Genomic DNA, 26,040 nt, shown 5'->3' with positions numbered 1-26,040 from the left:
TTATATTCTCCTGTTTAATTGTAAATTTTAAAAAAACAGGAGGAAAATGTGTATCTTAAATTTAACACCATCAAACTAATATACATCGTATTCAATCTTGTATTTTTCTTGTTATTTGAGTCCTTATCGACCATGGCAGCTAATCTTACACCTGTGATTGTTGATACAGGAAATACTCATCATGTTTTATATGGAAACAGAAATATTATAAGAACATCTTCAAATAGACTTTATTATTTTTTTGCTAATAGTGACCAATCAACAAGTTATAATGAGCATTTTCTTGAAGTCCATACTTCAGAGAATGGAGATGACTGGAGACAAGTCAATACAACAAAAGAATGGCTTCTATACTCACAGACAGAGATTGCAGTAGATAGTCAAAATGTGATTCACATGATTGCTTTTGATCGGCTTAAACGCCCTTATTATCAGACTTTTAACACTTCTGATAGTCTTAAAGGAGATAATTCATGGGGAAACACAGAATTGCTTGAAATTGATAAATATACCTATAATGGCATGTGTTCAATAGCAATAGATTCAAATGATATCCCTCATATCATCTATCAGCTTTATGAGAGATATAAAGGGAGAAATTATATGACCTTGCATTATGCAAATAGAATAGGGGGCGCATGGAATAAGATTTCAATTTGGCCAAAAGAAAACAAAATTAATGCTCCATCGAATTTTGAAATTGCCATAGGCCCTGATAATATTCCTTATATTCTCATGGGTACGAAAATATTAAAAGGTAATGCAAATAATGCATCCTTTTTTGAAGAGAAAAACATTGATGGAATTGAATCATTTGTTATTCATAAGAATGGAGATGTGAGAGTTTCATTGTCGAACAATGGTTTTTATGCAAATTATGTTCATGACCATACACAAGCATGGGATTCAGGATGGAATTTATACGATTCAGTATTTCCCTATCAGGTAGGAAAACTTATTTTGGTGAATGATTTTCCATATCATGTTCGATTATCAAATGGTGCAATCTGGGCTCAGAGAGAGTTTCAGGAGCCTGCCCTTGTATCACAACAACCTTTTGGCCACATATGGGAAACAATTAAAACGAGATGGAGTTTTTATCCTGAGCAGAATATAAACATAATTGATATTGGAACCACTTCATGGGTAAAAGATGGAATATATACGGCGGGTGTTAACTATTATTGGTATGTAAATTTCTATACAGGGACAGAGGCTGCATTTTCTGTTGATTCTTCAGAGGGGTTAGCACCATTTACAGTCCAATTTCTTGACAAATCTGGTGTGCCTGAAGGCCAGACACTAATATCATGGGCATGGGATTTTGATAACGATGGAATTATAGATTCCACCATACAGAATCCATTTCATACATACACTAATATTGGCAAATATACAGTCAGTCTGACTGTAACAGATTCTCTTGGTAATACTGACACTAAAACAGTGACTAATTATATAGAAGTCACCACTGATAATGATGTTGATGGAGTTTTTGACTCAAAAGACAACTGCCTTTTAGACTATAATGCAACTCAGGTTGATCTTGATAAAGATGGTATTGGAGATGTCTGTGATGAGCATATAGACCTGATAAGTAATGTTGTTTACAGTACAGGTCTTAAATCGGCGACAAGTTCGGAAATAAACAGTGTAGATGTCACTTCTATTATGAAAGATGGATTTTTGGACCAGAGCACACGAATACAGAAATTTAAAAACAGATATGATATTTTGGATCTCCGAACAGATGTTGATGCAACAGATATTTCTTCCTATGTTTTAAGTGTTTATGTGAGCAATCTTTATGAGAGTGCACCACAGGTTGTTAATGTATATGCCTATAATGCTGATGGATTTTCTTTGCAATCATCCGTATTAAGCTTTGAACTTATTAGCGGATGGAACGATCTTGATCTTACACAGCTTCTTCATCTTATGGACGGATTTGGATTTATAAAGTTCAGAATAGTAGTTCCCCAGAACTGGATTGATGTTTCAGAGGCATGGGTGAGTGTGCAATCCTCAAGAGGACTGGACGATTGGGAAATCAATGTTGAACCTCAATCAATTGATTTTGGTTCTGTTAACGCCGGCGGCTATACGTGGGCAGATTTGAAAGTATCAAATATTGGCAGTGGTGATCTGAAAATAGGAATGATATCAACTCCATCAGAGCCTTTTAGAATTATATCCGATGAGTGTTCGGGCAGAATTTTATCTACTTCGGAATCATGTTCAGTTCAGGTTGATTTTAGACCGACGTTATCTGGTGATTTTAATAGTACTATCAAAATACCATCTAATGATTGGGATAATTATGACACAACGGTAAGTTTGACAGGCAGTGCTCCGCCAGCAGCTTCAATTATAGGACAGGTTACAGATGCATATACTGGTTTGCCTTTATCAAATGTTAAGGTGTCAGTTAACATTCCTCGATCTATTACATTGGGTCCTGGTGATTATAGATATTCCTATGCAGGCTTTTCAGATTACCTCCCATTAGATAATAGTGATTTACGTTATTCGTTTTCTTTAGATCAGTATAATGCTTTTGCGTACAATGATGGAAATAAAGTTTATACAAGTATTAGCAATTATGAATATAATTACTGCTTGCAGCTTTTTAAAATAAGAAATCCTCTTAATAAATTTGATCAGTTTAGAATTGAATGGAACGGAATATCAGGTGATAGCAATATTGAATCAATTGCCCAGAGTTTCAAACCTGGGGAAACTGGCAAACTTACGAAGATCAGCCTATTCCTTGGCTGGTACGCTGAACAAAATTTGAATGAAAATTTTTCCATATCTGTTCGATCATCTCTTACCGAACCATTTGAGATATTGGCATACAGTGACCCTATTTATATGAATGCTGGAGTTACACCTAATTCATGGGTAGATTTTTACTTTTCGAATCCTGTGATTCTAAATAAAGACCAGACATATTATTTATTAATAAATAAAGTTAACTTAGATAATTATGATGCTTATGAAGAGTATCATTATGTTTCTTATCTAACAATTCCATTTGAAAATAGCAATCCTTATACAAGGGGACAAGGATTTTTAAGGCGTTTTGGTATATGGAAAAGTTGTATAAACAATAGTGAAGCACGTTCGGGAAATACTTCCTGCAATTTTTCCTTACCCTTCAAGTTATATATTGATAATGCATTAAATCAGGAGCAAACTTTCAGTAATGATTATATTCATATCAAAGGAACCAAATATAAACCCATTACTGTAGGTGTCTGGAATGATATATCTGGCTCATGGGAAGCGCTGACCTCGCAATGGATAGGTACTAAAAATGAAGAAGACCGATCCTTCGAGAAAGTTATAGATACAAGTAGTAATAATTACTATGATGAGAATGGATGGGTTTCTGTATGGACATATAGTAAAAAAGATCGAAATGATTTTGAAATATATCTTGCTACCGACTTCTTTCAATTAGAATTTCTTAATTTGTGGCAGAGCGAAACGGATATAAACGGTATGTATAAAATTTCAGACCTGAATCAGGGCACTTATACCGCAGTTTTTGAAAGGGAAGGTTATGAGAAGAAAACTGTAAACGGCACATTAATATCAGGCCAGACACAAACCCTTGATGTCCAATTAACCCCTTTAGCAAAAGCGACTCTGAAAGGGAAAGTTACAGATTATTCTACAGGTTTTCCTTTATCCGGGGTAATGGTAACAGTAAATGATTCAATTGGTTCAAACTCAACTACCACAGATTCAGATGGGAACTTTACAGTATTAAATATTACCCCTGGTAATTTTATAGCAATATTCGAAAAATCAGGTTATTTAAAACAGGAAGCAAATGGAACGGTTATCTCCGGGGAAACGAAAACCCTTGATATACAATTGACGCCTCTGCCGCCTCTCACTATAGCAATTACATATCCACAGGATGGTGCTTTAATAAACTCCTCTCCAGTAAATGTTGCAGGAACTGTGACGAATAATGCACAGGTTACGGTTAATGATGTACAGGCAACTGTAACCAATGGTGATTTCTCTGCATCAATTTTTCTGACTGAGGGACAAAACATAATAACAGCATTTGCCTCAGATGAATATGGACAGACCGCTTCTCAAAGCATAACAGTAACATTTAGTACTGCTCCAATTATAAGCAACATAGCAGTAAGCAGTACAACTACTGATTCAGCAACAATTACCTGGACAACCGACCAGCCAACATCAACAATTTTTGAATATGGCACGACAACAAGCTATGAGAATACAATAACGAATTCGGAGTTCATAATAAGTCATAGTATCACTTTATCAGACCTCACTTCTGATACAACATATCATTTCAGAATAATATCGAATAATACTTATGGATTAGCTTCATCTTCAATGGATAATACCTTCACAACTAAGAAATGTTCGGCAACAACCATTGGAGATTATAGGAACATCACGGTGATGGAGTTTATAGGAGACTATAATGCAAGAACCACAGATGGCTCAATCAATTCAATACCAAGGCAGGAAATAGCAAAGGAATTTTTTAAAACTCATCCTGACGAATATGATTTCTTTGTTATTTTTACTAACTTTGATTTTTCCATGCCTGATTCAGAAGCAAAGGCATTTTATCTTGAGGTAAAGAATGACATACAGGGGATAGGAAAACCCATTTTTGATAATTCATCACTCTTTGGTAGCAACAGCAAACTCCAGGGAACTATTGATATGGGCAATATTGCAAACATAACAACAAACCCCATTGATCCCAAATTTGAAGAAACACTTAACCTTCTCGCACACGAACAAATGCACAGATGGGGAGCAAATGTTAAGTTTAAAGATGAAAGTGGAAACATCAGCACAGCCCTTCTCGGAAAAGACAATGTCCACTGGAGTTATCTTTTAGATTCAGATGCATCCGTGCTTTATGGAAATGACTGGATTGAGAATGGAGATGGCACATTCACATCAACTGGTGCGAACAGATATTACAGTTCACTCGATCTCTATCTCATAGGCATTTATGATAAGACACACGTTCCACCAATGCTTTTAGTTGATAATACTTCTATTGACCCAACTAAAATGCCTGAAATCGGGGCAACAATCTCAGGCACAGCAAAATATATAAACATAAATGATATTATTGCTGCTGAAGGAGAGCGGATACCGGATGCTTCTCAATCCCAGAAGATATTCAAGACAGCCTTTCTCTTTATCACAAAACCAGGCACATTCAATGAGAATGAACTTCCTAAAATAGAAAATATAATAAATGCCTGGGCAGGAAGATTCAGAAATCTTACAGATGGGAAAGCCTCTATCGCAGATATTCCACCATCTATTACGATAGCTATAAGTTCACCTTCAGACGGGGAAACGATAACAAGACCTGATGTAATGGTCAGAGGTGTTATAATCAACTCCACAGGGAACGAGACAGGAGTAACCGTAAACGGCATTGTCGCAAATGTTTACGGCAATCAGTTTGTAGCTAACCATGTACCACTGGTTGACGGGGTTAATACTATCACAATAACCGCAATAGATACAGATGGCAATACCGCAACCACATCAATCAATGTGAATGCTTTAACAACGGTCAATTATATAAGGTTAACCTCAAATATCGAGTCAGGAATATTGCCAATGGAAGTAATCTTAAGAATAGATGGTTCATTCAGTATAGAAAACTCATCACTCAATATAACAGGGCCAATAATACCTGAAATCATGTCCTCAACTCCTGATGAATACACGATAAGAATGAAAGCAGAGGGAATATACTATATTACAGCAAGTGTAACAGGACCTGATAACATTCTCTATGAAGATACAATTGCGGTAATCGTATTGAATAAGTCCCAGATGGATAGATTGCTCAGAGGGAAATGGGAAGGGATGAAAGGATCTTTGGCAAATCAGGATGTAGAAGGAGGATTAAAAAACATTAGTAAACATTCAGAGGAAATGTATAGATATAACTTTGAATTGATGAGAGATATACTTTCAATAATTGTTCAAGATATGGGAGAAATCACAATGAAGGATCTGGAAGACAGTCTTGCAGAATACGACATGACTGTTACCCAGGATGAAGTTGAACATTCTTATTATATAGAATTTATTCGAGATCACGTGGGAATATGGAAAATAAATTTTTTCTAATCAGCAACGTGATTATAAGAATAGACGATAGTTATACCTTGGAATAACAGGAGAAAACTATGAAATACAAAATAACATTCTGTTTACTTTTTGCATTTATTTTTTTCAGCACAACTGCATGTGGGGAAACATTTCGTGGAAAGGTTATAGATGCTGATACGAAAGAACCTATCGAAGGTGCAGTAGTAGTTGCATCATGGCTTGAAGAAAGAGCAACTCCGGCAGGACCAACCTCACGACTAAAAGATGTAAAGGAGACACTTACTGACAAAAACGGTGAATGGGTTATAAAAGGGCCAAAAGGGCGGGATGGTGGAAATATAACAGCCATTTTTACTTTCCTTACCGGTACATATTATACGCTCCCACCTGAATTCATTGTCTTCAAGCCTGGGTATTGTTCATATCCAGCAGGATTTGGAATTGAGACATGTAAAGAGAAAATGAAAACATATAATTTTACTAAGAGTGAAAACATCGGCGAAATTGTTGAGCTGCGGAAGTTGACTATTAGAGAGGATAGGCTAAAAGTTTTACCAAGCCCAGTGGCAGGTGAAAATTCTCTTAAGAAACAGGGACAATTCATTAGATTAATAAACGAAGAAAGTAAGCATTTAGGAATACCAAAAGCCTATTATGAAGGAGATTAAAATGATACAGAAAACTCAGACATTAACGATTATAATTTTAGTATTTTTGATATGGACATCTTATGGCCATGCTTTAAATGAAGATACTCATAAGGCAATAAATGAAAACATTGCAAACAGAACGATTAATATTTTTTCGTTAAATGATTTTTTAATAAAAAATTTAGGTTTGAATGCCGGTGTAAAAGAACCTTTATATGGTTATTCTGGTATATATAATCAATACGTAACACAAAGAATAGAAAATTGGCTTGGGGAAGGTGGTGTTCTGGAAGATCGTCCGGGGGCTTGGTATGATTATGTTTTACGCAAACCAACACGTTCAATCAATCATTTCCATAATCCACTTAAACCAGCGGAAGATTGGGATTATGCAGGTTTAAACGATGTAGTTATTGACATATCATACACAGGTCAGTCACAGGTGTTATGGGCACAAAATCCAGATCAAAATATCGGAGGTAAATGGTCATGGCAAGATGCAAGGAAGTATTTTTATATTGCTTTAACAGGAAAGGACTTTGATGGGAATACAATAGCAACTACAAAAATAGACAAAGAGAAATATTTTGCGAATACTTTTAGAGCCATCGGCCAATTGATGCATCTTGTGCAGGATGCATCGGTGCCTGAGCATGTCAGGAATGACATTCATATTTTACCAGCATATGAAGCACAAGTAGAAAAATTCAGAACACGCAAAGCCAAGTATGATTTCATATGGGACAGTTTACTTGCAAATCCTATAATTTTTGATAAATCAATTTTAACTATCCCATCAACAAATCCATCTGCTACTGTACCCATTTCTCGAATAATTGATACGGATAGATACACAGGTGGTAATCCTGACATTACAAAGACAATACTTGTTGATCATCAGCCTGCTCTGCAATCTGTAGGTATAGCAGAATATACAAATGTCAATTTTTTAAGTAAGGACACGATGTTTGAAAGTAGTACTTTGCATAATTTCCCTTTTCCACGAATTATTGACACAGTTTTATGGAAAGACACTAATAAGAGAACTTATATTAAAAAAGCGGTTAATGGCGATGTTGTAGAGCATTTAGCAGTAAAAAGCTGGTTATTTGATTATAGAAGAAAATATTTCCCTCAGTATGATCAGAAGATGCCATTGTCTCTTGATCTTGAATGCTACAAAGAATATGCCTCTCTTCTTATCCCCCGAGCTGTAGGTTACTCAGCAGGGCTTTTGGATTACTTCTTCAGAGGCAATATAGAAATAAGTCTTCCCTCTTCTGGGGCATATGCTCAGACAGATAATCCATCTATAGGGTTCACACAGATAAAACTTCTTGCAAGGAATACAACACCAAACAACGAACAAATGAATAATGGGACGATAGAGCTTATTGTAGGTTATAGGCGTGCAATTGATGACCCTTTTCTTAACTATCCTGAAGATTATCCCTTTCAGGCAGAAAACGAGATAACATACATAGTTGTACCAGAAGCAAATGGCATTCGTTCAATCCCAAATGATAGTTATGTAGAGCTCACATTTGATTTGAGTAGTAAGCCTATTCCTTTATTTGCAATAAATGTTTTTATACGTCTTATATATCATGGACAGCTTGGACTTGAAGACGGAGCTGTTGCAGTAGGATTCAAAGATATAAGTGAACCAACACCTATTGACTTGTTTAACGATATGGATCAGATATGTCTAAATGGAAGAATGTATGAAGCAGGCAGTGTAGAGGCAATACAGCAGGTAGATACGAACGGCGATGGAATACCTGAGTGGGATATATATCCACATGACCTAAAAGATATTTACTTAAGAGTCTCTCCTATAAATAATCCAGGATATGCTTCACCTGCTGAATACGATTTTATAATTCCATATCTTAGTGCAGGGGAATTTAAAAGGGCATTTTATATTTTGGCAGACTACAATTTTATATATAGTTCATATGAAAGCTGGGTGAATACTGATCCAGATGACCTGTGGATTATACAACATCCAACAACTGCGATTTATACAGGTGTAGCAATAAAGAACCAGGTAGAGTATGAAGAAGACCCTGATGTTTGTGCACCGATGGAAGCACCATGTCATATCTGGTGGTATCCTACATTTATTGAATACAGGGGAGCGAATATCTGGTGGGGTAGCGCGATAATGTATATAAATAATGCATATCCTCAAAACTCCGAGTGCTCCTGTTATCAGGGGATTTTAAGAAACTGCATGAGTGGGGTTCAGACAACCTATACAATGAGTGTTGATAATTTAACACATGAATATCAATTGAAGAATAATAACTTAAGTCAGAGATTAAAATTCCAGATGCAACCCCTTGCTGAAAGACAAAGGCGACACGAATGATTTCTATCAGAATAAGTTTCCGGGATTAAAAAGCCCTATTCAGTATTTAATCGAAAAAGGAGAAATGTCGCAAATGTCTCTAACTTATACAAAGACTTGTTTTGAAAAATATTTTTATGTTATTTTAATAAATTGGAGGTCAATATGTATGCAATTATAGAAAACAATGGAAAACAATATAAAGTCTCTCCTGGTAAAACGATACGAATAGAAAAAATTTCGAATGAGCCTGAGGAGCTTGTAACACTTGAGAAAGTAATGATGGTGAAAGAAGATGGAAAAATTCTCTATGGTTCACCATATATAACTGGTGCAAAAGTAATTGCAAAAATTATAAGTCATGGAAAAGCAGACAAGGTTCTTATATTCAAAAAGAAACCGAGGAAAAATCATAGGAAAATGAGAGGTCACAGACAACCTTATACATCTCTTGAAATCAATCAGATTGTTATCGGAGGATAATTATGGCACATAAAAAAGGAGTAGGAAGTTCAAGAAATGGACGTGACAGCGAATCAAAACGTCTGGGAATAAAACGATTTGGAGGCCAGTTTGTCAGGGCTGGAAATATCCTTGTAAGACAAAGGGGAACAAAATTCCATCCAGGATTAAATGTTGGTAAGGGATCTGATGATACCCTCTTTGCAAAAATTGATGGAATTGTAACCTTCGAACGTAAAGACAGAACACGTTTGCAGCTTAGCGTATATCCTTTAACTAAATAAGAGAGAATACAATTCAGGTAAAAGGCGGACTTTATGTCCGCTTTTTTATTTCTCTTACTAACCAAAAATGCAATTTATTAAACCCAAAAATGCTATCAAAATAATGTCCTCATCCCAAAAGCATCAGGGATATGTGCAATTATAAAATCTACAGGGTTCCTGTCAGCTTATCGTTAGAACTTGGTATTTTTTAACACGAAAAATACAATTAAAAAATCTATCAGGCCTGGCAAGCTTTCAAGCTTAAAAATAATAAAAATGTTGTGAGAAGATTTATGAATGATATGGGTTAATAATCATATCGAGTTAAAGAAATTTTCGAGCAATATCTGCATTATTTAAGTTAAGGTAAAATATATTATGCAGTTCATTGATTTTGTAAAAATATATGTGAAAGCTGGTGATGGTGGAAGAGGTTGCATTAGTTTCAGAAGAGAAAAGTATGTGCCCAAAGGTGGACCAGATGGTGGTGACGGAGGTAAAGGTGGAGATGTTATTTTTAAGGCAACCAATAAATTGAATACACTTCTTGATCATAAATATCACAAGCACTATAAAGCTGAAAGAGGAATGCATGGTAAAGGAAAGAATATGCATGGGAAAGACGGCGAAGACCTTATTATTCATGTGCCTATTGGCACTATTATAAAAGATGCACAGACAGGAGAGTTTATAGTAGATCTCGATGAAAATGGAAAACAAGCTTTTATTGCAAGAGGAGGCAGAGGAGGACTTGGAAATGCTCATTTTGCAACCCCTAAAAGACAATCACCCAGGTTTGCACAATCTGGGGAAAAAGGAGAAGAAAAGTGGTTGATACTCGAGTTGAAATTACTTGCAGATGTTGGACTAATCGGACTTCCAAACGCTGGAAAATCGACTCTCTTATCAGTGATTTCTTCTGCAAAACCTAAGATTGCAGATTATCCATTTACAACCATAAATCCTGTTCTTGGTGTGGTAAAACTTGAAGATTACGGTAGTTTTGTTGTTGCTGATATTCCTGGTTTGATTGAAGGTGCTCATAAGGGGGCAGGTCTTGGTTTTCAATTTTTGAGGCATATTGAGAGAACATCGATGCTTTTACATCTTATTGATATTTCAGATGATACAATTGGAGATCCGGTTGATAGCTTTGAAAAGATTAACAGAGAGCTCGAATTATATAGCAAAGAACTTGTTAAAAAGCCACAGACTGTTGTAGGAACTAAGCTCGACTTAGCCATACAAAGAACAAAACTTGACAGGATTGAACAATATTGTAAGAATAATAATATGGAGTTTTTAAAAGTTTCCTCAATAACAGGAATAGGTATTAAAGAACTTCTTTCGTTTCTCTCAAAAAAAGTATTAACTTTCAGATTAAAAAGGACACCACCATGAGAATAAGTCCGGCTCTTCCATTTATAAAATAATACTATGCCGGAAGAATCGGAACAAATTCCTCTTGATGCCAGGTTGCTGAGTGATGCAATCATCGAGCTTAATATTTCACGCCGTAATGTCGCAATTTATCCAAAAGATCATCCTTCGGTTGATAAATCACTGAATAGGGCTTTTGAATTTTTACAAAAACTTTTTGAATTAAGAGCAGAGATTACCCTCGCTGTTGCAAAAGATACATTGATTATTGATGACTTTTATTTAGATAGAAAAAATCCGGTTTACAGGGATTTTGCTCTACATCTTAATAAAATGAACATTGCATATATTTCATTTATAACAGGATTAACAAAAGATGAGCTATATGTATTTCATAAATTAGTTTCAGAAAAAGTTAGTGAAATGACTTCAGAAGAGTTTCAGAAACGATTTAATGAATTGAATCTTATACATATTAAGGCAGGATTTATAGATTATGGAGCATTCTTTTTTGATGAAGGGAAAACTACAAAAGACACGGGGACTCCTTTATGGGAGCGGTATGTTTATGGATTGCTTGAGGGAACATTACAGACGGAGGATTTTTCTGATGATATGAAGGATATTCCGCCTGAAATACTTGCCCGCCTTTTAAATAGAACTTCTCATGATAATTTAAAAGAAGAAACTTATGATAAAGTTATAACCACTTATATCAGAAGGACATCTGATACAGCTTTCTCAAGTAAAGATTTAAAGAGACTCATGGACTTTATTAATAGCCTTAGGCCAGAGCTTAAAAAACAGTTCCTGAATTCTGCTGTAAGAACTGTTTCAAAAGATATAGATTCTGCCTATAAAATATTGAAAGAAACACCAATTGAAGAACTAATAGAACTTTTGAATGCCATTAATGAGCAGAAAGTAGCTATACCTGAAGAACTGAAGAATCTAATGGACAAACTCTCAAAACTTCCTCAGGGTGCTATTGAAGATGTTGCCTTGGAAAATGGACTTCTCATAGACGATATATTTATTTCAACAGATATTACCAATCTTTTGGGTGAAGGTAGTTTTAAAAAATTTGTAACTGACACTTATCAGAAAGAAATTCAGAAATTGATGAACTTCGATGCATCTAAAATTATTGCTTCGGAGCTATCAGAAATTAAAAGAGCATATGATGATGATTATATTGAGCAAGATTTCAATTATGCAATTCTTGAATTATTATTTTCTCAATTTCTCAATGAAGAGGAATACAAAATCTTTACAGGTATTCTTAAAGAACAAATTGATACGTTGCTGTGGACAGGTCAGTATCTACGTGTTCTTCAAGCATTAAAGGTACTGGAGGAGAATAATAATGAAAAAAAGTTTCCTGAAATTACCTGTGAATTAATACAATACTATCATTCATCTGAATTTATCTCAAAAATAATCGATTCATTGAGAACTGTAGGGAGACTGATGAGAGATGATGCTGCGCTTCTATGTGAATATTATGATGAAAAAATAATCCCTGTATTGTTTGATGCTCTCATTGATGAAAATTCACAGATAGTCAGAAAGTTTTTGATAGGTCTTCTGATAAGATTCAAAGACAAAATGATTCCAGAAGCGATTAAACGACTTAATGACAACAGATGGTTTGTTAAAAGAAACATGATTTACCTTCTTTGTGAGACTAAAAGAAATGATGTTCTTCCCTATATTAAGCTTTACTGTCGTCATGAAAACTTAAGAGTTAGTATAGAAGCAATTAAATGTCTTCTAATCGCAGGTGATAATTATGGGATTGAAGCAATTAGAGATTCTCTGAGGTCTTCTTCCAGAGAAATTGTAGATCAGGCGATATATCTTGCAGGTGCATTTAGAATTCGTGAAGTAGTTCCGGAACTAATACAGATGCTGAAAAAGAGGGGTATAAGCGGCGTAGACCTGTATTATAAAATACCTATTGTTAAGGCTCTTGGCGAAATTGGAGATCTGCGTGCGCTCGATGTTTTTAAGTCTTTACTATCAGAAAAGAGCATTATCTTTAAAGGTGCATCTGAAAAACTTAAAGAAGAAATATACAGAACACTAAAAAATTATCCCTATGAAAATATTCAAGATTTTATCAAAATCGGATTGAAATCAAAAAATGAATATATACAGGAAATATCTTTACGTTTAAAAAAGGAACAAAAGAATTAAATGGATTTAATAAATGTTTTTATATCAACATTAATGTCAGCTGTTTCGAATTGTTCACTTTATTCCAGAGATCATGCATCTGTTGAAGCCCTCTCTCAAAAGGCTATATCGATATTGAATGAAATTTTAGAAGGAGTGGAGTGTCTTGAGATTATGATTGTGGAGGGTGATTTAATTGCCAATAAATTACCCTTAAGGGATGTAGGAGTTCAAGGAATAAATCTGATGAAGCGATTAAAAAGAAAAGGTATCTCAAGAATCGATTTTTTAAGAGGAATAACTTTTCCTGAGATAAAACAGTTGATTGCTTATATATCAGATAGTGATGAAAATTTAAAAACATTTACGCATATCAGGACAGGTGTTATAGATGTCAAAATTGGAGGTTTCAAGATTGATTCGAGTATCGACATTAATCTGGATAATCTGCCAAGTTTTTCTTCTAAGCAAGTTGAAATGGTAAAAGAAGTATACAAAGGAATTTCTCCATTCAAGAAATTGAATGTAGCAGGACTTGAAGAAATAGTGGTAAATTTTATACTAACTTTTAGAAAAGAAGTTGGTATCCTTAAACTAATAAGTCCTGTTAAATCTTACAGCGAATATACTTACACACATGCTACAAATGTTGCAGTTCTAACGATGTTTCAAGCAGAATCTCTTGGAATGCAGGACAGCGTTCTTCGCGATATAGGTATTTCTGCATTGCTTCATGACGTTGGAAAATTATTTATTTCAAAAGAAGTACTGGAAAAAAAGGATTCCCTTAACGAAGAGGAGTGGGAAGAAATTAAACTTCATCCTTTATATGGAGCACGATATCTTGCAAAACTCGATAGCCTTCCCCGACTTGCTTCGATCGTAGCATTCGAACATCATCTAAGATATGATGGAAAGGGATATCCAAAATTGAAAGTAAATGGTAAAAAACAACACATATGTAGCCAGTGTGTTGCAATTTCAGATTATTTTGATGCATTAAGAAGCCGAAGACCTTACAGAAGGGAATTAGAAATAAAAGAAGTAATTGCAATTATGAAAAAAGAAGCTGGAGGAGTATTCAATCCTGTATTATTGGATAATTTTATAAGAACGATCAATATAGCTCTTTCAGAATAGTTTAGTAATTGAAGAAGACGATACCATGATAGAAAAGAAATCTAAAAAACCATTCGTACCATACGAGCGTTTAGAGACCGTCCGCCAAAAAATAGTCTCTGTTCTGAGGGGAAACATTCTGACTGCAAAAGACATCTCTAAAGAAGTTATGATTTCTGAAAAGGAAGTTTATGATCACCTTGAACATATTCAGAAAAGTATGAATACGAAAAACCAACCACTTGTTGTTATTCCGGCTTCATGCAGAAAATGTGGATTTGAATTCAGAAAAAGAGACAGATTAAAAAAACCGGGCAAATGCCCTGTTTGTAAAGGTTCTTTTATAAAGGATTCTCTTTTTTCTATTGAAGACAAATAAAAGACGGTTTAAGTCTGTCTATTAGTTTATATAGGTTAATTAATTCTGTCGTAATCAATATATCCTTGAATGAGGAAATCCTCACCAATTTTTCTAATTTTAGTATTTTTAATTTTATAAGCTTCTTCAAGTTTTTTAAACGTTTTTCCTCCAACAGCGGGAAAAGACTCCTTGCCACCAATAATTTTTGGTGCAATGAAAAAAATAACTTTATCTATAATATTTTCATTTAGACAATGCGAATTTATTGATGAGCCACCCTCAACAAGTACTGATATAATTCCCATTTCTCCAAGGAGTTTCATTAACCAGTTAAGTTCAAGTTTTACTTTATAAAATATAATTTTAATACCTGAATTTATTAAATAATCTGTCTTTGATGACTTGGTCTTTGTGACTATGATTGTATCAGGTGGTGTCTGAAGAATTTTTGCATTTATCGGTATCTCAAGATTTGGGTCAATAACTATCCTTATAGGATTTTTCCCGACTTTTATGCGGGCAGTAAGCTGTGGGTCATCTGCCTTAACAGTCCCAATCGCTGTCATAACTGCATCTACTGAACTTCTTAGCTGATGAACAAATTTTCGAGACTTTTCTCCAGTGATCCATTTAGATTGTCCTTCAGGTGTAGCAATCTTACCATCAAGTGTCATTGCAACCTTTAATATCACAAATGGTTTTCCTGTTGTAATGTGCTTTATATAAAATTCATTCAACCTTTTTGCTTCATTCTCAAGAACGCCTGTTACAATATCTATCCCTGCATTTTGAAGCTCGAATAAACCTTTTCCAGAAACCTTTGGATTAGGATCAAGCATACTAACTACAACTTTTTTTATACCGGATTGTATTATTACCTTAGTACAGGGTGGTGTCCTTTTGTCTGTATGACAGCATGGTTCAAGATTTACATAAAGTGTAGAATCTTTTGCTTTTTCAGTAGCTTTCGATAATGCGAGCACTTCTGCATGGGGCGACCCTGGTTTTTCATGATATGCTTCAGAGATGATTTTCCCATTTTTAACGAGAACAGCTCCAACCATAGGGTTTGGACTTGTTAACCCCTTCGCTTTTGCTGCGAGTCTCAGAGCACGTTTTATATAAAATTCATCATTCATGATTTTATAGAATTGTAAAAAATTTAATAAAAATTATCATACCATAGATGTATTGATAGATTGATTGATAATATTTTATTTAATAATGTGAAAACTTGTTTCTCACATGGCATTTAATCTGTTATAATATTTTATGGACAAATTCTGGATAATACTTTTAGTATTAACGTGTGTTATAACTTCATTTTTTATCATTTTGCTAATAATAGATTTAAGAAGAACAGTTCGCTCATTAAATGATTTTCTAAAGACGACCGAGACCTCTCTTAAACCAGTGCTTGAAGAATTACAATTTACTTTACGTAATTTAAGAGATGTTTCACAAGATGTAAATGCAATAACTTCGGATGTTAAAAGCCTTTCTGGGGTGTTGAGGGATGTTGCAATGCAATTGCAACAGGTAGGCAATATCATTGGTCATATTACTGGGATAGCATCAATTAAAGCTTCAGGTGTAAAAGCTGGAATAAAAGCGGGTCTCGGAGTCTTAATGAATAATCTTTTATCAAAGAAAGGAGATGGAAAATGAGAGAAGAAGGTGGATATGGCCATGGCAGTATACTTCTTTCGTTTTTGCTTGGTGGTTTAGTTGGCGCAGGGATTGCACTGCTTTTAGCACCGCAATCAGGTCGAGAAACGAGGCAGAAGATTAAAGATTTTACCGACGATATAAGAGAGAAAGCAGTGGATTACGCAGGAAGCATAAAAGAGAAGGTAACATCATCAATCGATAAAGGCAAAGATTTCATACATGACAAGAAATCCATGATATCAACTGCTATAGAGGCAGGTAAAGAAGCATATGAAAAAGAGAAAGAGAGATTGACAAAAGAATCTAATGCATGAGGTTTCAATAGCCCAGGGCTTGCTCGATATAGCAATAGAACATTGTAAAAAGGGTGGTTATCAAAGAATAGAATCCATAAGTGTGAAGATTGGTAAGGCTTCAGGTGTGGTGCCTGACTCTCTTCTTTTTGCCTTCGAAACTTTAAAGATTGGAACTATAGCTGAGAAGGCATCTTTAACCATCAATGAAATCAAGGTAAGCGGATACTGCAAAAATTGCGAATGTAGATTTTCTGTTGAAGAAGCATATGTGTTGGAGTGTCAGAAATGCGGAAGCACACAACTGGTGATCGAAACGGGCAGGGAATTGAATATTGACGAGATGGAGGTTTTTTAGTAATGAAATTAAGAGTTGTAAAGAATATCCTTGAAGCGAATGAGAGAATTGCTGATGAAAACAGGAAAATATTTAAGGAAGCTAAAGTATTTGTTATAAACATCATGAGCGCTCCGGGTGCAGGAAAAACGTCTCTTATTGAAAGGACGATAAAAGATCTTAAAAGTAAAATTAAAATTGGAGTGATAGAAGGAGATATCGCAGGTAGTGATGATGCAAGACGTATTGATAGTCTTGGGATACCTGTTGTCCAGATAAATACTGGAGGCGGCTGCCATCTTGATGCAAACATGATTAATGTAGTTATGAAAGACCTGCCATTGAAAAAACTTGATCTCCTTATTATCGAGAATGTTGGCAACCTTGTATGTCCTGCAGAATTCGTTCTTGGTGAGGATATAAAAGTAATGCTTTTAAGCATAGCAGAAGGAGATGATAAACCACTTAAGTATCCATTAATGTTCCAGGAATCATCCGCTCTTATTTTGAATAAGATTGATTTATTACCTTATACCAATGCAGATTTAGGAAAGATCAAGAAGGATTCATTATCCCTTAACCCTAAATTGAAGATATTTGAAGTTTCCTGCAAAACAGGGGAAGGAATAAATAAATGGACAGAATGGATAAGATCAAAGGTAAAGTAAGAAAATATTCAGAAAAGACTAATGAATTCCAGATTAAAGATAGTAGTCAAAGGAATTGTTCAGGGAGTTGGTTTTAGGCCTTTTGTATACAGCCTTGCAAAGTCACTCAATCTTAAAGGTTTTGTTTTAAATTCATCCGAAGGTGTCATTATAGAGATAGAGGGGGATAAAAGTTCTGCTTTCATTGAAAGACTTCATAAAGAAGCCCCACCTCTTTCGAAAATAATGAACACTGATATTATTAATCTACCTTATTTTGGTTATACGGATTTCAGCATTTTAAAGAGTAAGGATGAGGGGAGTTTTACCCTCATCTCTCCGGATGTATCTATTTGTGCGGATTGTCTCAAAGAACTCCTTGATGAGAATGACAGACGATATCTTTATCCATTTATAAATTGCACAAATTGTGGGCCAAGATATACTATTACAAAATCTGTTCCTTATGATAGGCCAAATACTACGATGTCTATATTCAAAATGTGCAATGATTGTAATAATGAATACAATGATCCAGGAAACAGAAGATTTCATGCACAGCCAAATGCATGCCATGTCTGTGGTCCACATGTAAGTTTAGTAGAAAGTAACCAGTCGACACTCATCGGTCAAAAAGCAATAGAAAAGACTATAGACTTACTTAAAAAAGGGGATATAGTGGCGATTAAGGGTCTTGGTGGTTTCCACCTTGCCTGTGACGCTACAAATGGGGATGCAGTAAACAGATTGCGGTTGAAGAAAAGAAAAAGCAATAAACCTTTTGCACTTATGGCGCCAGATGTGATGACTATAAAACAATTTTGTGAAGTGTCACCTCAGGAGGAATCTGTTCTTATTTCGAACAAAAGACCCATAGTACTTTTAAAAAAAATAAAAAACTCATTGCCAGAAGCTATTTCTCCAAAGAATCCTTATATTGGTTTCATGCTTCCTTACACGCCGTTGCATTATTTGCTTTTCTATTATCCTTTAGATGAAAATTCACGCAGTTTAGACCCAATGACTACATTTTCTAATGAATTTCAACTTAAGACTAATTTCAAAGCTCTCGTTATGACAAGTGGAAATATTGCAGAAGAACCTATTGTTATTGATAATGAAGAGGCAATTTCCAAGCTTGCAGATATTGCTGATGCGTTTCTTGTTCATAACAGGGATATATTTATGAGAGTAGATGATTCAGTACTTAAAGTTATGAAAGATGGGTCATCAATTTCTTTCATAAGACGTTCACGAGGATATGTTCCTGACCCAATTGCCTTTCATGAAGACGGCCCCGATGTCCTTGGTTGTGGGGCTGATATAAAGAATATTTTTACACTAACAAAAGGGAGTTATGCAATACCCAGTCAGCATATCGGAGACATGGAGAACTATGAAACACTAATGTTTTATGAAGAGAGTCTTAAGAACTTGAAAGATGTTTATAGGGTTAATCCTGTAGCTCTGGCTTATGATCTTCATCCACAATATCTATCAACCCAATGGGCTTTAAGGCAGGATAACATAAAGAAGATCGGCATACAACATCACTATGCACATGTTGCTTCTGTTATGGCAGAAAAGGGTATTAAGGAACAGGTAATTGGTGTATCCTTTGACGGTACTGGATACGGGACGGATGGAAATCTCTGGGGAGGGGAGTTTCTAATAGCAGACATAGAAGGATTCAAGAGGGCAGGTCATTTTAAATATGTCCCCCTTCCTGGCGGAGAAATTGCAGTAAGAGAACCATGGAGAATAGCAGTTAGTTACGTAAAAGATTTTGCCGGAGAAGATGTTATTCAATACCTTCGTTTAATCAGCTTTATCGATAAATATGGTGAGAAAAAGATAAAGGATATCATACAGATTCTTGATAGAAGACAGTTCTCACCTCTGACATCGGGTGCGGGAAGGCTTTTTGATGCAGTTTCTGCAATCATAGGTCTATGTGATTATAATACTTTTGAAGGAGAGGCAGCAATTGCCCTTGAGGCAATAACAAATCCTTATGTTATTGATGATTATCCGGTAAATATAAAATTCAGAGATACAATTGAGATCGATTTTTCTCAAACTATTTTAAGGATAATAGAGGACTTAAAAAGAGGAACAGAAAAAGCAATTATTTCATCTAAATTTCACAATAGCATTATCAAGGTAATTACAAAAGTTGTGAAGAAACTTGCTTCACTCACGATGATAAATCGTGTTGCATTATGTGGGGGAGTATTTCAAAACATGTATTTACTCGAGCGAGTGATTCCAGATCTTGAATCAGATGGTATGGAAGTACTAATACATGATAAGGTGCCAACAAATGATGCTGGAATATCCCTTGGTCAGGCTTATATTATAAGAGAGAGAATAAAGGCAGGAATAGAATCAATAGAAAAGTAAATGTAAGGAGTAACTAATGAAGAAAGTAATTGAAAAGATAAAAAACCTTAGTGACACTATTGGTAAGTCTATAAAACTGATGGAAGTTTGCGGAACCCATACTGTGGCGATCTTCAGGCATGGGATTAGAGATATAATACCCAAAAACATTAAACTCCTTAGCGGGCCTGGTTGTCCTGTTTGTGTAACTCCAATACGTGATGTTGATGCTGCAATTGCAATATCGAGACTCAATGGAAGTATTCTTACCACATTTGGTGACATGATGCGAGTGCCTGGTAACAAGCAGTCGCTCTTTCATGCACAGGCCGAGGGAGCGCATGTCAGCATAGTCTATTCACCGATGGACGCATTAAAACTCGCTTCAGAAAATCAAGATAAAAATATTGTTTTCTTTGCAACAGGATTTGAGACCACATCTCCGTCTGTAGCAGGAACTATTTTGGAAGCAGAGAGATTAGGCATAAAGAATTTTTATATTTATTCTGCACATAAAGTAGTGCCTCCAGCTTTAAAAGCGCTTCTGGATTCACCTGATTTGCACATTGATGGTTTTATTCTTCCAGGACATGTAAGTACTATTATTGGAAGTGAACCATATGAATTTATTGCTGCTGATTACAAAATTCCATCTGTAATAACGGGATTTGAAGCTGAAGACATATTACAAGCTATTATGATGTTGCTTGAACAAATTTCATCAGGAAGGGCAGCCGTCGAAATCCAGTATACAAGAGTTGTCAGAAGAGAAGGAAATCGTAAAGCTGTATCTCTCTTAGAAGAATATTTTGAGCTTTGTGATGCTAACTGGAGAGGTATAGGAGTAATACCAGCAAGCGGGTTTAAATTGAAGGAAAAGATGAAGCACCGTGATATCAATGAGGTATTTAATTTAGATATTCCTGAGTCTGAGGAACCAAAAGGCTGTCAATGTGGCTCTGTTTTGAGAGGAGTGAAGATACCGACAGAATGTAAACTTTTCGGGAAGGTTTGCACCCCTGAACATCCTGTTGGTGCCTGTATGGTTAGCACTGAAGGAAGCTGCGCAGCCTATTATAAATATTCAGGAATTATAAAATGATTTGAGATTATATCTGGTGTGATTTTTGAAATCAGCAGATTTATATTTTGACGAAATCAATTTTTTAAGATATTTCAATAAAACAGATTGTGTTCAATGTGGATTTTCCTCATGTGAGGAATTTATAGAAGCAATTATTTCCAATACAAAAAGACCTGAAGAATGTCCATCCATAAGCAAAAATAAGGCCTATGCCATAAAGACTGTTCAAAATATCAGAGAAATATGGCCTGAAGTCCCTCTTCTTGTTCATCCAAGACCTGGTTTAACAGGACTTATAGAATTGAATAATCCAAGAGCAGATTCAATAGTTCTTATAACAGGAAATAATGAATACACTGAGCAAGTTCTTCTGAGTGTTTTAGGAACAACAATCTGTCCATTCTTTGTTATTTTTGTAAATACAGAAGGTAATACAGTTGATATGGCAATGATCTATCAGACAATGACAGCAGAGAGAATACTAAAGGCATTAGAAGAAACAAGGATTGAAGAAAAGGTAAACAAAAGAGAAATTATTATCCCGGGACTTGTTGCTTCACTGAAAGAAAGAATAGAAAAATTAAGTGGTTGGAGGGTTATTGTTGGACCAAAATGTGCTGCTGAACTGCCACTTTTTCTTTCAGGCATATGGATTCCACCAGAATAATCGAACACTATCTATTATAATTATTAGTATGCTAAAATATTGCGAATAAATCAGGAGGTTTCATTATGGATCGAATTCTCCTCGGGCATGGCAGTGGTGGTAGGCTTATGTATCAGCTGATAAGAGAACATTTTGTCCCCAGGTTCGAAATGAAAACACTCAACGATTCTGCAGTCCTTGATGGCCTTAATAAAGGCAGAGTCGCATTAACTACAGATTCTTATGTTGTATCACCAGTATTCTTTCCCGGTGGAAATATCGGAGAGCTTGCCGTATATGGCACGGTTAATGACCTTTCAATGGTGGGTGCAATACCGCTATATATTACAGCAGGACTTATTCTTGAGGAAGGATTTCCTCTTGATGATTTAAAGAAGATTCTTATATCAATGTCTGAAGCCGCTCAAAAAGCAGGAGTAAAGATAGTTGCCGGCGATACTAAGGTCGTAAATAAGGGTAAAGGAGACGGAATATTCATCAATACTTCTGGAGTTGGAATTATAAAAAAAGGTATTGAGATTTCACCATCACAGGTCAAGCCGTCTGATAAAGTCATCTTGAGTGGTCCTATTGGAAATCATGGCATATCAATCATTGCAGAGAGAAACGGTCTGAGTTTTGATCCCCCAGTAGTAAGTGATACAGCACCTTTAAATGGTCTTGTTCAGGAGATGCTTAAAAAAACAAAGAAGATTCACGCTATGAGGGACCCTACAAGAGGAGGACTGGCAACGACGCTTAAAGAGATAGCTATTGATTCTGGTTTATGCATAATGATTTATGAGGATTTAATCTCGGTGCCTTCAGGTGTTAAAGGAGCTTCTGAACTACTCGGTCTTGATCCTCTTTATATTGCAAATGAGGGTATACTCGTTGCTATTGTTGATCCTTCAGTTGCAGAGGCTCTTTTAAAAATAATGAGAAAACATCCGCTTGGAAAAGAATCTAAAATCATCGGCGAAGTGAAGGAATCACCACAAAGCATGGTCTTGTTGAAGACGTCTATTGGTGGCACAAGGATTGTTGAGATGCTTTCAGGAGATCAGCTGCCGAGGATATGCTGAGATGATTCTTGGTGTAAATATTGATCATATAGCGACAATACGACAGGCAAGGATGGGAATTGAACCTGGTCCTGTTATGGCAGCTACTCTTGCTATCTTAGGAGGTGCAGATGGAATTACAGTTCATTTACGGGAGGATAGACGACATATTCAAGATAGAGATTTGAGACTACTGAAAGAATTTGTCCCGGTTGAATTAAATCTTGAGATGGCTGCAACAGGAGAAATGATAAGTATTGCTGTAAAAACAAAACCTGAGCTGGTTACACTTGTCCCTGAGAAGAGACAGGAGCTAACAACAGAAGGTGGTCTGAATATAAAAACACAAAGAAAACATCTTCAAGAAACAATAAAAAAAATAAAGGAAGCAGGTATTTCAGTGAGTCTTTTTATAAATCCTGATGTTGAAGATGTGAAAGTTTCTAAGGAAGTTGGAGCAGATATGGTAGAGATTCATACCGGGATGTATGCAAATGCAAAAGGGAAAAGACAGCAAAAAGAATTATCCCGTGTCATTAGAGCAATTCAGTCAGGTTTAGATTTGAGTCTTCTGGTTAATGCTGGCCACGGTTTAAATTATTTCAATGTTTCACGAATTGCCTCTATTCATGGACTGCGAGGGCTTTACATTGGGCATAGCATTATATCCAGGTCAGTATTTGTGGGTTTAGAAAGGGCTGTAAGAGAAATGAAAGATATTATAAAAGAAGCTGAGAGGAGAGTCTCTAAAGACTAAGGAAGAATGCAGTGGTTTGACAAAGAATTTCAATATAAGTTATTGTTTATAAATAACTATCGCGGGGTGGAGCAGTCCGGTAGCTCGTCGGGCTCATAACCCGAAGGTCAGTGGTTCAAATCCACTCCCCGCCACCAATGAATATCAAGGGTTTGCAGAAATGCAAGCCCTATTTAATTTCTGAAGAAATTCTTTAACCCGAATAATGCAAACATTGCTCGAAATAAACTCGTTTTATGTGTTCGTTGTCTGTGTCCGTATGAAGATTTTTTGTACGGATAACAAATAACTATTAACAGATAACGAATATAACCGCACACTAAGGTATCGGAAAATAAATTTTCTCACAACATCTGCATTATTTTAATCGCATTTTTCGAGTTAATATCACCACCTGAACATTATAAGCTAAACTGGAGCTAAGAAAAAGTAAAATAATTGCTTTATTGTGGGAAATTTGATATTATTATCAAAATTATCAAAAAGTATGCGGAACTCGATTTTATAAAGACTTTTTTATCTCATAAAATTCAGAGAGGAGAATAAATTATGAGAAAGATATTTTTACTGTCACTTGCTATTTTTATAGCAATAATTTTTCTGATTGGATGTTCAGGAAGGGTATATGCACCAAGAGAGGGAAGTGCAATCTGGTATTATCATCCTGAATTGCCAGAAGCAGCAAAGGCTGTTGAAGATGCACAGAAAGCAGGGAAGGATAAGGAATGCCCGGATGAATTTAATGCTGCAAAGGAACTTATGGATGAAGCATATTGTGTATACTGGGCTTGCAGGACTCAAGAGGCGATACAAATGGCAAAAGATGCAACAGCAAAGGCAAAGGCACTCTGCCCTCCACCTGCTGACTGTTCTTTAACTGCTTCACCACCAAAGATTGAGAAGGGACAGTCATCAACGCTTACTTTTACAACATCTGGAACGGTTAAATCTGCTATGCTTGATGGGAAAGAGGTCCCGATTACAGGTGCCACAAAAATAGTCAGTCCAACAGTTACAACTACTTATACAGGTATGGTTACTGGTGTAGGAGGGACAAAAGAAGCCAGTGCAACCGTAACAGTAATATCTCCTGAGCCAGCAGTTACTCAACCCCAGCCGCCAGCACCTGTGTCAGAACTCAAGCCTGAATTGAAAGTTGAAGAAAAGCCAGAAGGAATCGAAAAAATGTCACTTACTATAAATTTTGATTTTGATAAATATGTAATCAAAAAAGATGAAGAAGTGAAGCTCCAGAAGGCATTAGAATTTCTGAAAAAATATCCAAATTCAAAAGTAAAGGTCGAAGGACATACCGATAGTATCGGAACAGAACGATACAATCAAAGATTATCTGAAAGAAGGGCAGAGATTGTAAAGAACTATTTCATTAATGCTGGTGTTCTTAAAGAGGTAAATATATCTGCTGTAGGATATAGTGAATCAAAGCCGATTGCAACTAACAAAACAGCCAGAGGCAGAGCCGAAAACAGAAGAGCAGAAATTCTAATTATAAAAGAATGAGTTAAAACAATATTGTCTCATTGTCTTACGTAAAAATATAAACGAAATCTTTTTTGGTTGCCTCATAAAAATTGTAAACGAAATTATCTTTCTTTTTTGCATTGTTTTTTGATGTAACCAATCTAATAAGTTTATTTTGTAACTTAGTAATGTTTCTTTTAAGCTCTGCAGGATTAAGTTCCTCGTACTGTCTTTTGAGTTTTCTTGTAATAGCACTATCTATGTGCTTTGATTCAATGACTCTCTGATAAGGTGTTTTTGCAACGGCTTCGCTAAATGCCCTACAATCGATTCCCTATAACCAACCCATATCTCAGTATCCCTAAAATTTACTTTTAAATACTTATAATGTTTATCTGTTTCATTTAAATTTTAAATGAGGCAATGAATCAGTTTCATTTAGATTTTTGGTGAGGCAATTCGGTTCTGGAAAAGACAAGGGTTTTATACAATAATTTAGTGCAATAACCTTTAAGTCTCTCATCTAATAGGAGATTTATTTATGGGGTAGTAACAATCGGTAAAGATGATTCTGGCAGGATAACAGTTTCATTTCCTTATGACCCTCAGCTTGTTGCAAAGGTCAGAGATTACTTACTCTATCTTGCAGAAGAAAAACAATTTGCTACTTCTACATTGAATCAAGCTATCAATGCCCTGAAATTCTATTATGGGACTATGCTTAAAAAGAAGTTTCTTTATGAGATCAAGAGACCCCG

At 35.6% G+C, this 26,040-nt stretch carries 20 protein-coding genes, 1 tRNA gene and 1 pseudogene; 21 read left to right on the top strand and 1 reads right to left on the bottom strand.

The window, feature by feature from the left end; all coding sequences use genetic code 11:
* Window positions 1-132: 132 nt before the first annotated feature.
* The 9 genes from HXY53_10060 (at window position 133) to HXY53_10020 (ending at window position 14,937) form a co-directional block, all read left to right on the top strand.
* The gene (locus HXY53_10060; GenBank protein ID NWF76886.1) at window positions 133-6,168 is read left to right on the top strand and encodes a carboxypeptidase regulatory-like domain-containing protein; all 6,036 of its coding nucleotides are present in this window, start codon (window positions 133-135) and stop codon (window positions 6,166-6,168) included.
* A 59-nt stretch (window positions 6,169-6,227) separates the two neighbouring features.
* The gene (locus tag HXY53_10055; GenBank protein NWF76885.1) at window positions 6,228-6,818 is read left to right on the top strand and encodes a hypothetical protein; all 591 of its coding nucleotides are present in this window, start codon (window positions 6,228-6,230) and stop codon (window positions 6,816-6,818) included.
* A 1-nt stretch (window position 6,819) separates the two neighbouring features.
* The gene (locus HXY53_10050) at window positions 6,820-9,174 is read left to right on the top strand and encodes a hypothetical protein (protein ID NWF76884.1); all 2,355 of its coding nucleotides are present in this window, start codon (window positions 6,820-6,822) and stop codon (window positions 9,172-9,174) included.
* A 144-nt stretch (window positions 9,175-9,318) separates the two neighbouring features.
* Window positions 9,319-9,636, top strand: a complete 318-nt coding sequence (gene rplU / locus HXY53_10045; GenBank protein ID NWF76883.1) for a 50S ribosomal protein L21 — start codon at window positions 9,319-9,321, stop codon at window positions 9,634-9,636.
* Window positions 9,637-9,638: 2 nt separating this feature from the next.
* Window positions 9,639-9,899 carry a 50S ribosomal protein L27 gene (rpmA, locus tag HXY53_10040; GenBank protein NWF76882.1) on the top strand — a complete coding sequence of 87 codons (261 nt, stop codon included), beginning with the start codon at window positions 9,639-9,641 and terminating at the stop codon, window positions 9,897-9,899.
* Between the two features lie 360 nt (window positions 9,900-10,259).
* Entirely contained in the window at window positions 10,260-11,282 is a 1,023-nt protein-coding gene (gene obgE / locus HXY53_10035; protein ID NWF76881.1) for a GTPase ObgE, read from the top strand.
* Window positions 11,283-11,318: 36 nt separating this feature from the next.
* Complete coding sequence (locus HXY53_10030) at window positions 11,319-13,460, top strand: HEAT repeat domain-containing protein (protein NWF76880.1); 2,142 nt, start codon at window positions 11,319-11,321, stop codon at window positions 13,458-13,460.
* Window positions 13,461-14,579 carry an HD domain-containing protein gene (locus HXY53_10025; protein NWF76879.1) on the top strand — a complete coding sequence of 373 codons (1,119 nt, stop codon included), beginning with the start codon at window positions 13,461-13,463 and terminating at the stop codon, window positions 14,577-14,579.
* 28 nt (window positions 14,580-14,607) lie between these two features.
* Window positions 14,608-14,937 carry a transcriptional regulator gene (locus tag HXY53_10020; protein ID NWF76878.1) on the top strand — a complete coding sequence of 110 codons (330 nt, stop codon included), beginning with the start codon at window positions 14,608-14,610 and terminating at the stop codon, window positions 14,935-14,937.
* Between the two features lie 35 nt (window positions 14,938-14,972).
* Here the strand turns inward: HXY53_10020 and ribD are convergent, their stop codons facing one another.
* Window positions 14,973-16,058, bottom strand: a complete 1,086-nt coding sequence (gene ribD / locus HXY53_10015) for a bifunctional diaminohydroxyphosphoribosylaminopyrimidine deaminase/5-amino-6-(5-phosphoribosylamino)uracil reductase RibD (protein NWF76877.1) — start codon at window positions 16,056-16,058, stop codon at window positions 14,973-14,975.
* Window positions 16,059-16,191: 133 nt separating this feature from the next.
* Here ribD and HXY53_10010 point away from each other — a divergent pair, with 133 nt between their 5' ends.
* The 12 genes and pseudogenes from HXY53_10010 (at window position 16,192) to HXY53_09955 (ending at window position 26,040) form a co-directional block, all read left to right on the top strand.
* Window positions 16,192-16,587 carry a DUF948 domain-containing protein gene (locus HXY53_10010; GenBank protein ID NWF76876.1) on the top strand — a complete coding sequence of 132 codons (396 nt, stop codon included), beginning with the start codon at window positions 16,192-16,194 and terminating at the stop codon, window positions 16,585-16,587.
* On the top strand, window positions 16,584-16,904 hold the full coding sequence (locus HXY53_10005) for a YtxH domain-containing protein (GenBank protein NWF76875.1): 321 nt from the start codon (window positions 16,584-16,586) through the stop codon (window positions 16,902-16,904). The genes HXY53_10010 and HXY53_10005 overlap by 4 nt, the downstream gene beginning before the upstream one ends.
* Entirely contained in the window at window positions 16,897-17,241 is a 345-nt protein-coding gene (gene hypA, locus HXY53_10000; GenBank protein NWF76874.1) for a hydrogenase maturation nickel metallochaperone HypA, read from the top strand. The genes HXY53_10005 and hypA overlap by 8 nt, the downstream gene beginning before the upstream one ends.
* Before the next feature lie 2 nt (window positions 17,242-17,243).
* On the top strand, window positions 17,244-17,888 hold the full coding sequence (gene hypB, locus HXY53_09995) for a hydrogenase nickel incorporation protein HypB (GenBank protein ID NWF76873.1): 645 nt from the start codon (window positions 17,244-17,246) through the stop codon (window positions 17,886-17,888).
* A gap of 21 nt (window positions 17,889-17,909) precedes the next feature.
* Window positions 17,910-20,270: a carbamoyltransferase HypF gene (gene hypF, locus HXY53_09990; protein ID NWF76872.1), complete on the top strand. Its 2,361-nt coding sequence runs from the start codon at window positions 17,910-17,912 to the stop codon at window positions 20,268-20,270.
* Between the two features lie 16 nt (window positions 20,271-20,286).
* A complete protein-coding gene (hypD, locus tag HXY53_09985; protein ID NWF76871.1) occupies window positions 20,287-21,351 on the top strand; it encodes a hydrogenase formation protein HypD in 1,065 nt (354 codons plus the stop codon).
* Window positions 21,352-21,376: 25 nt separating this feature from the next.
* A complete protein-coding gene (locus HXY53_09980) occupies window positions 21,377-22,000 on the top strand; it encodes a hypothetical protein (GenBank protein NWF76870.1) in 624 nt (207 codons plus the stop codon).
* Between the two features lie 65 nt (window positions 22,001-22,065).
* Entirely contained in the window at window positions 22,066-23,064 is a 999-nt protein-coding gene (gene hypE, locus HXY53_09975) for a hydrogenase expression/formation protein HypE (GenBank protein NWF76869.1), read from the top strand.
* Between the two features lies 1 nt (window position 23,065).
* Window positions 23,066-23,800, top strand: coding sequence for a pyridoxine 5'-phosphate synthase (locus tag HXY53_09970; protein ID NWF76868.1), 735 nt, complete (start codon window positions 23,066-23,068; stop codon window positions 23,798-23,800).
* Between the two features lie 60 nt (window positions 23,801-23,860).
* Window positions 23,861-23,937, top strand: a tRNA-Met gene (locus HXY53_09965).
* A 412-nt stretch (window positions 23,938-24,349) separates the two neighbouring features.
* Window positions 24,350-25,321: an OmpA family protein gene (locus tag HXY53_09960; GenBank protein NWF76867.1), complete on the top strand. Its 972-nt coding sequence runs from the start codon at window positions 24,350-24,352 to the stop codon at window positions 25,319-25,321.
* A gap of 582 nt (window positions 25,322-25,903) precedes the next feature.
* A pseudogene (locus tag HXY53_09955) lies at window positions 25,904-26,040 on the top strand (phage integrase N-terminal SAM-like domain-containing protein).

It is taken from the genome of Nitrospirota bacterium, assembly GCA_013388455.1.
Lineage (GTDB): Bacteria > Nitrospirota > Thermodesulfovibrionia > Thermodesulfovibrionales > SM23-35 > JACAFF01.
Note: the sequence above shows the minus strand (reverse complement) of the source record. Positions and strands in the feature narration are given on the sequence as shown.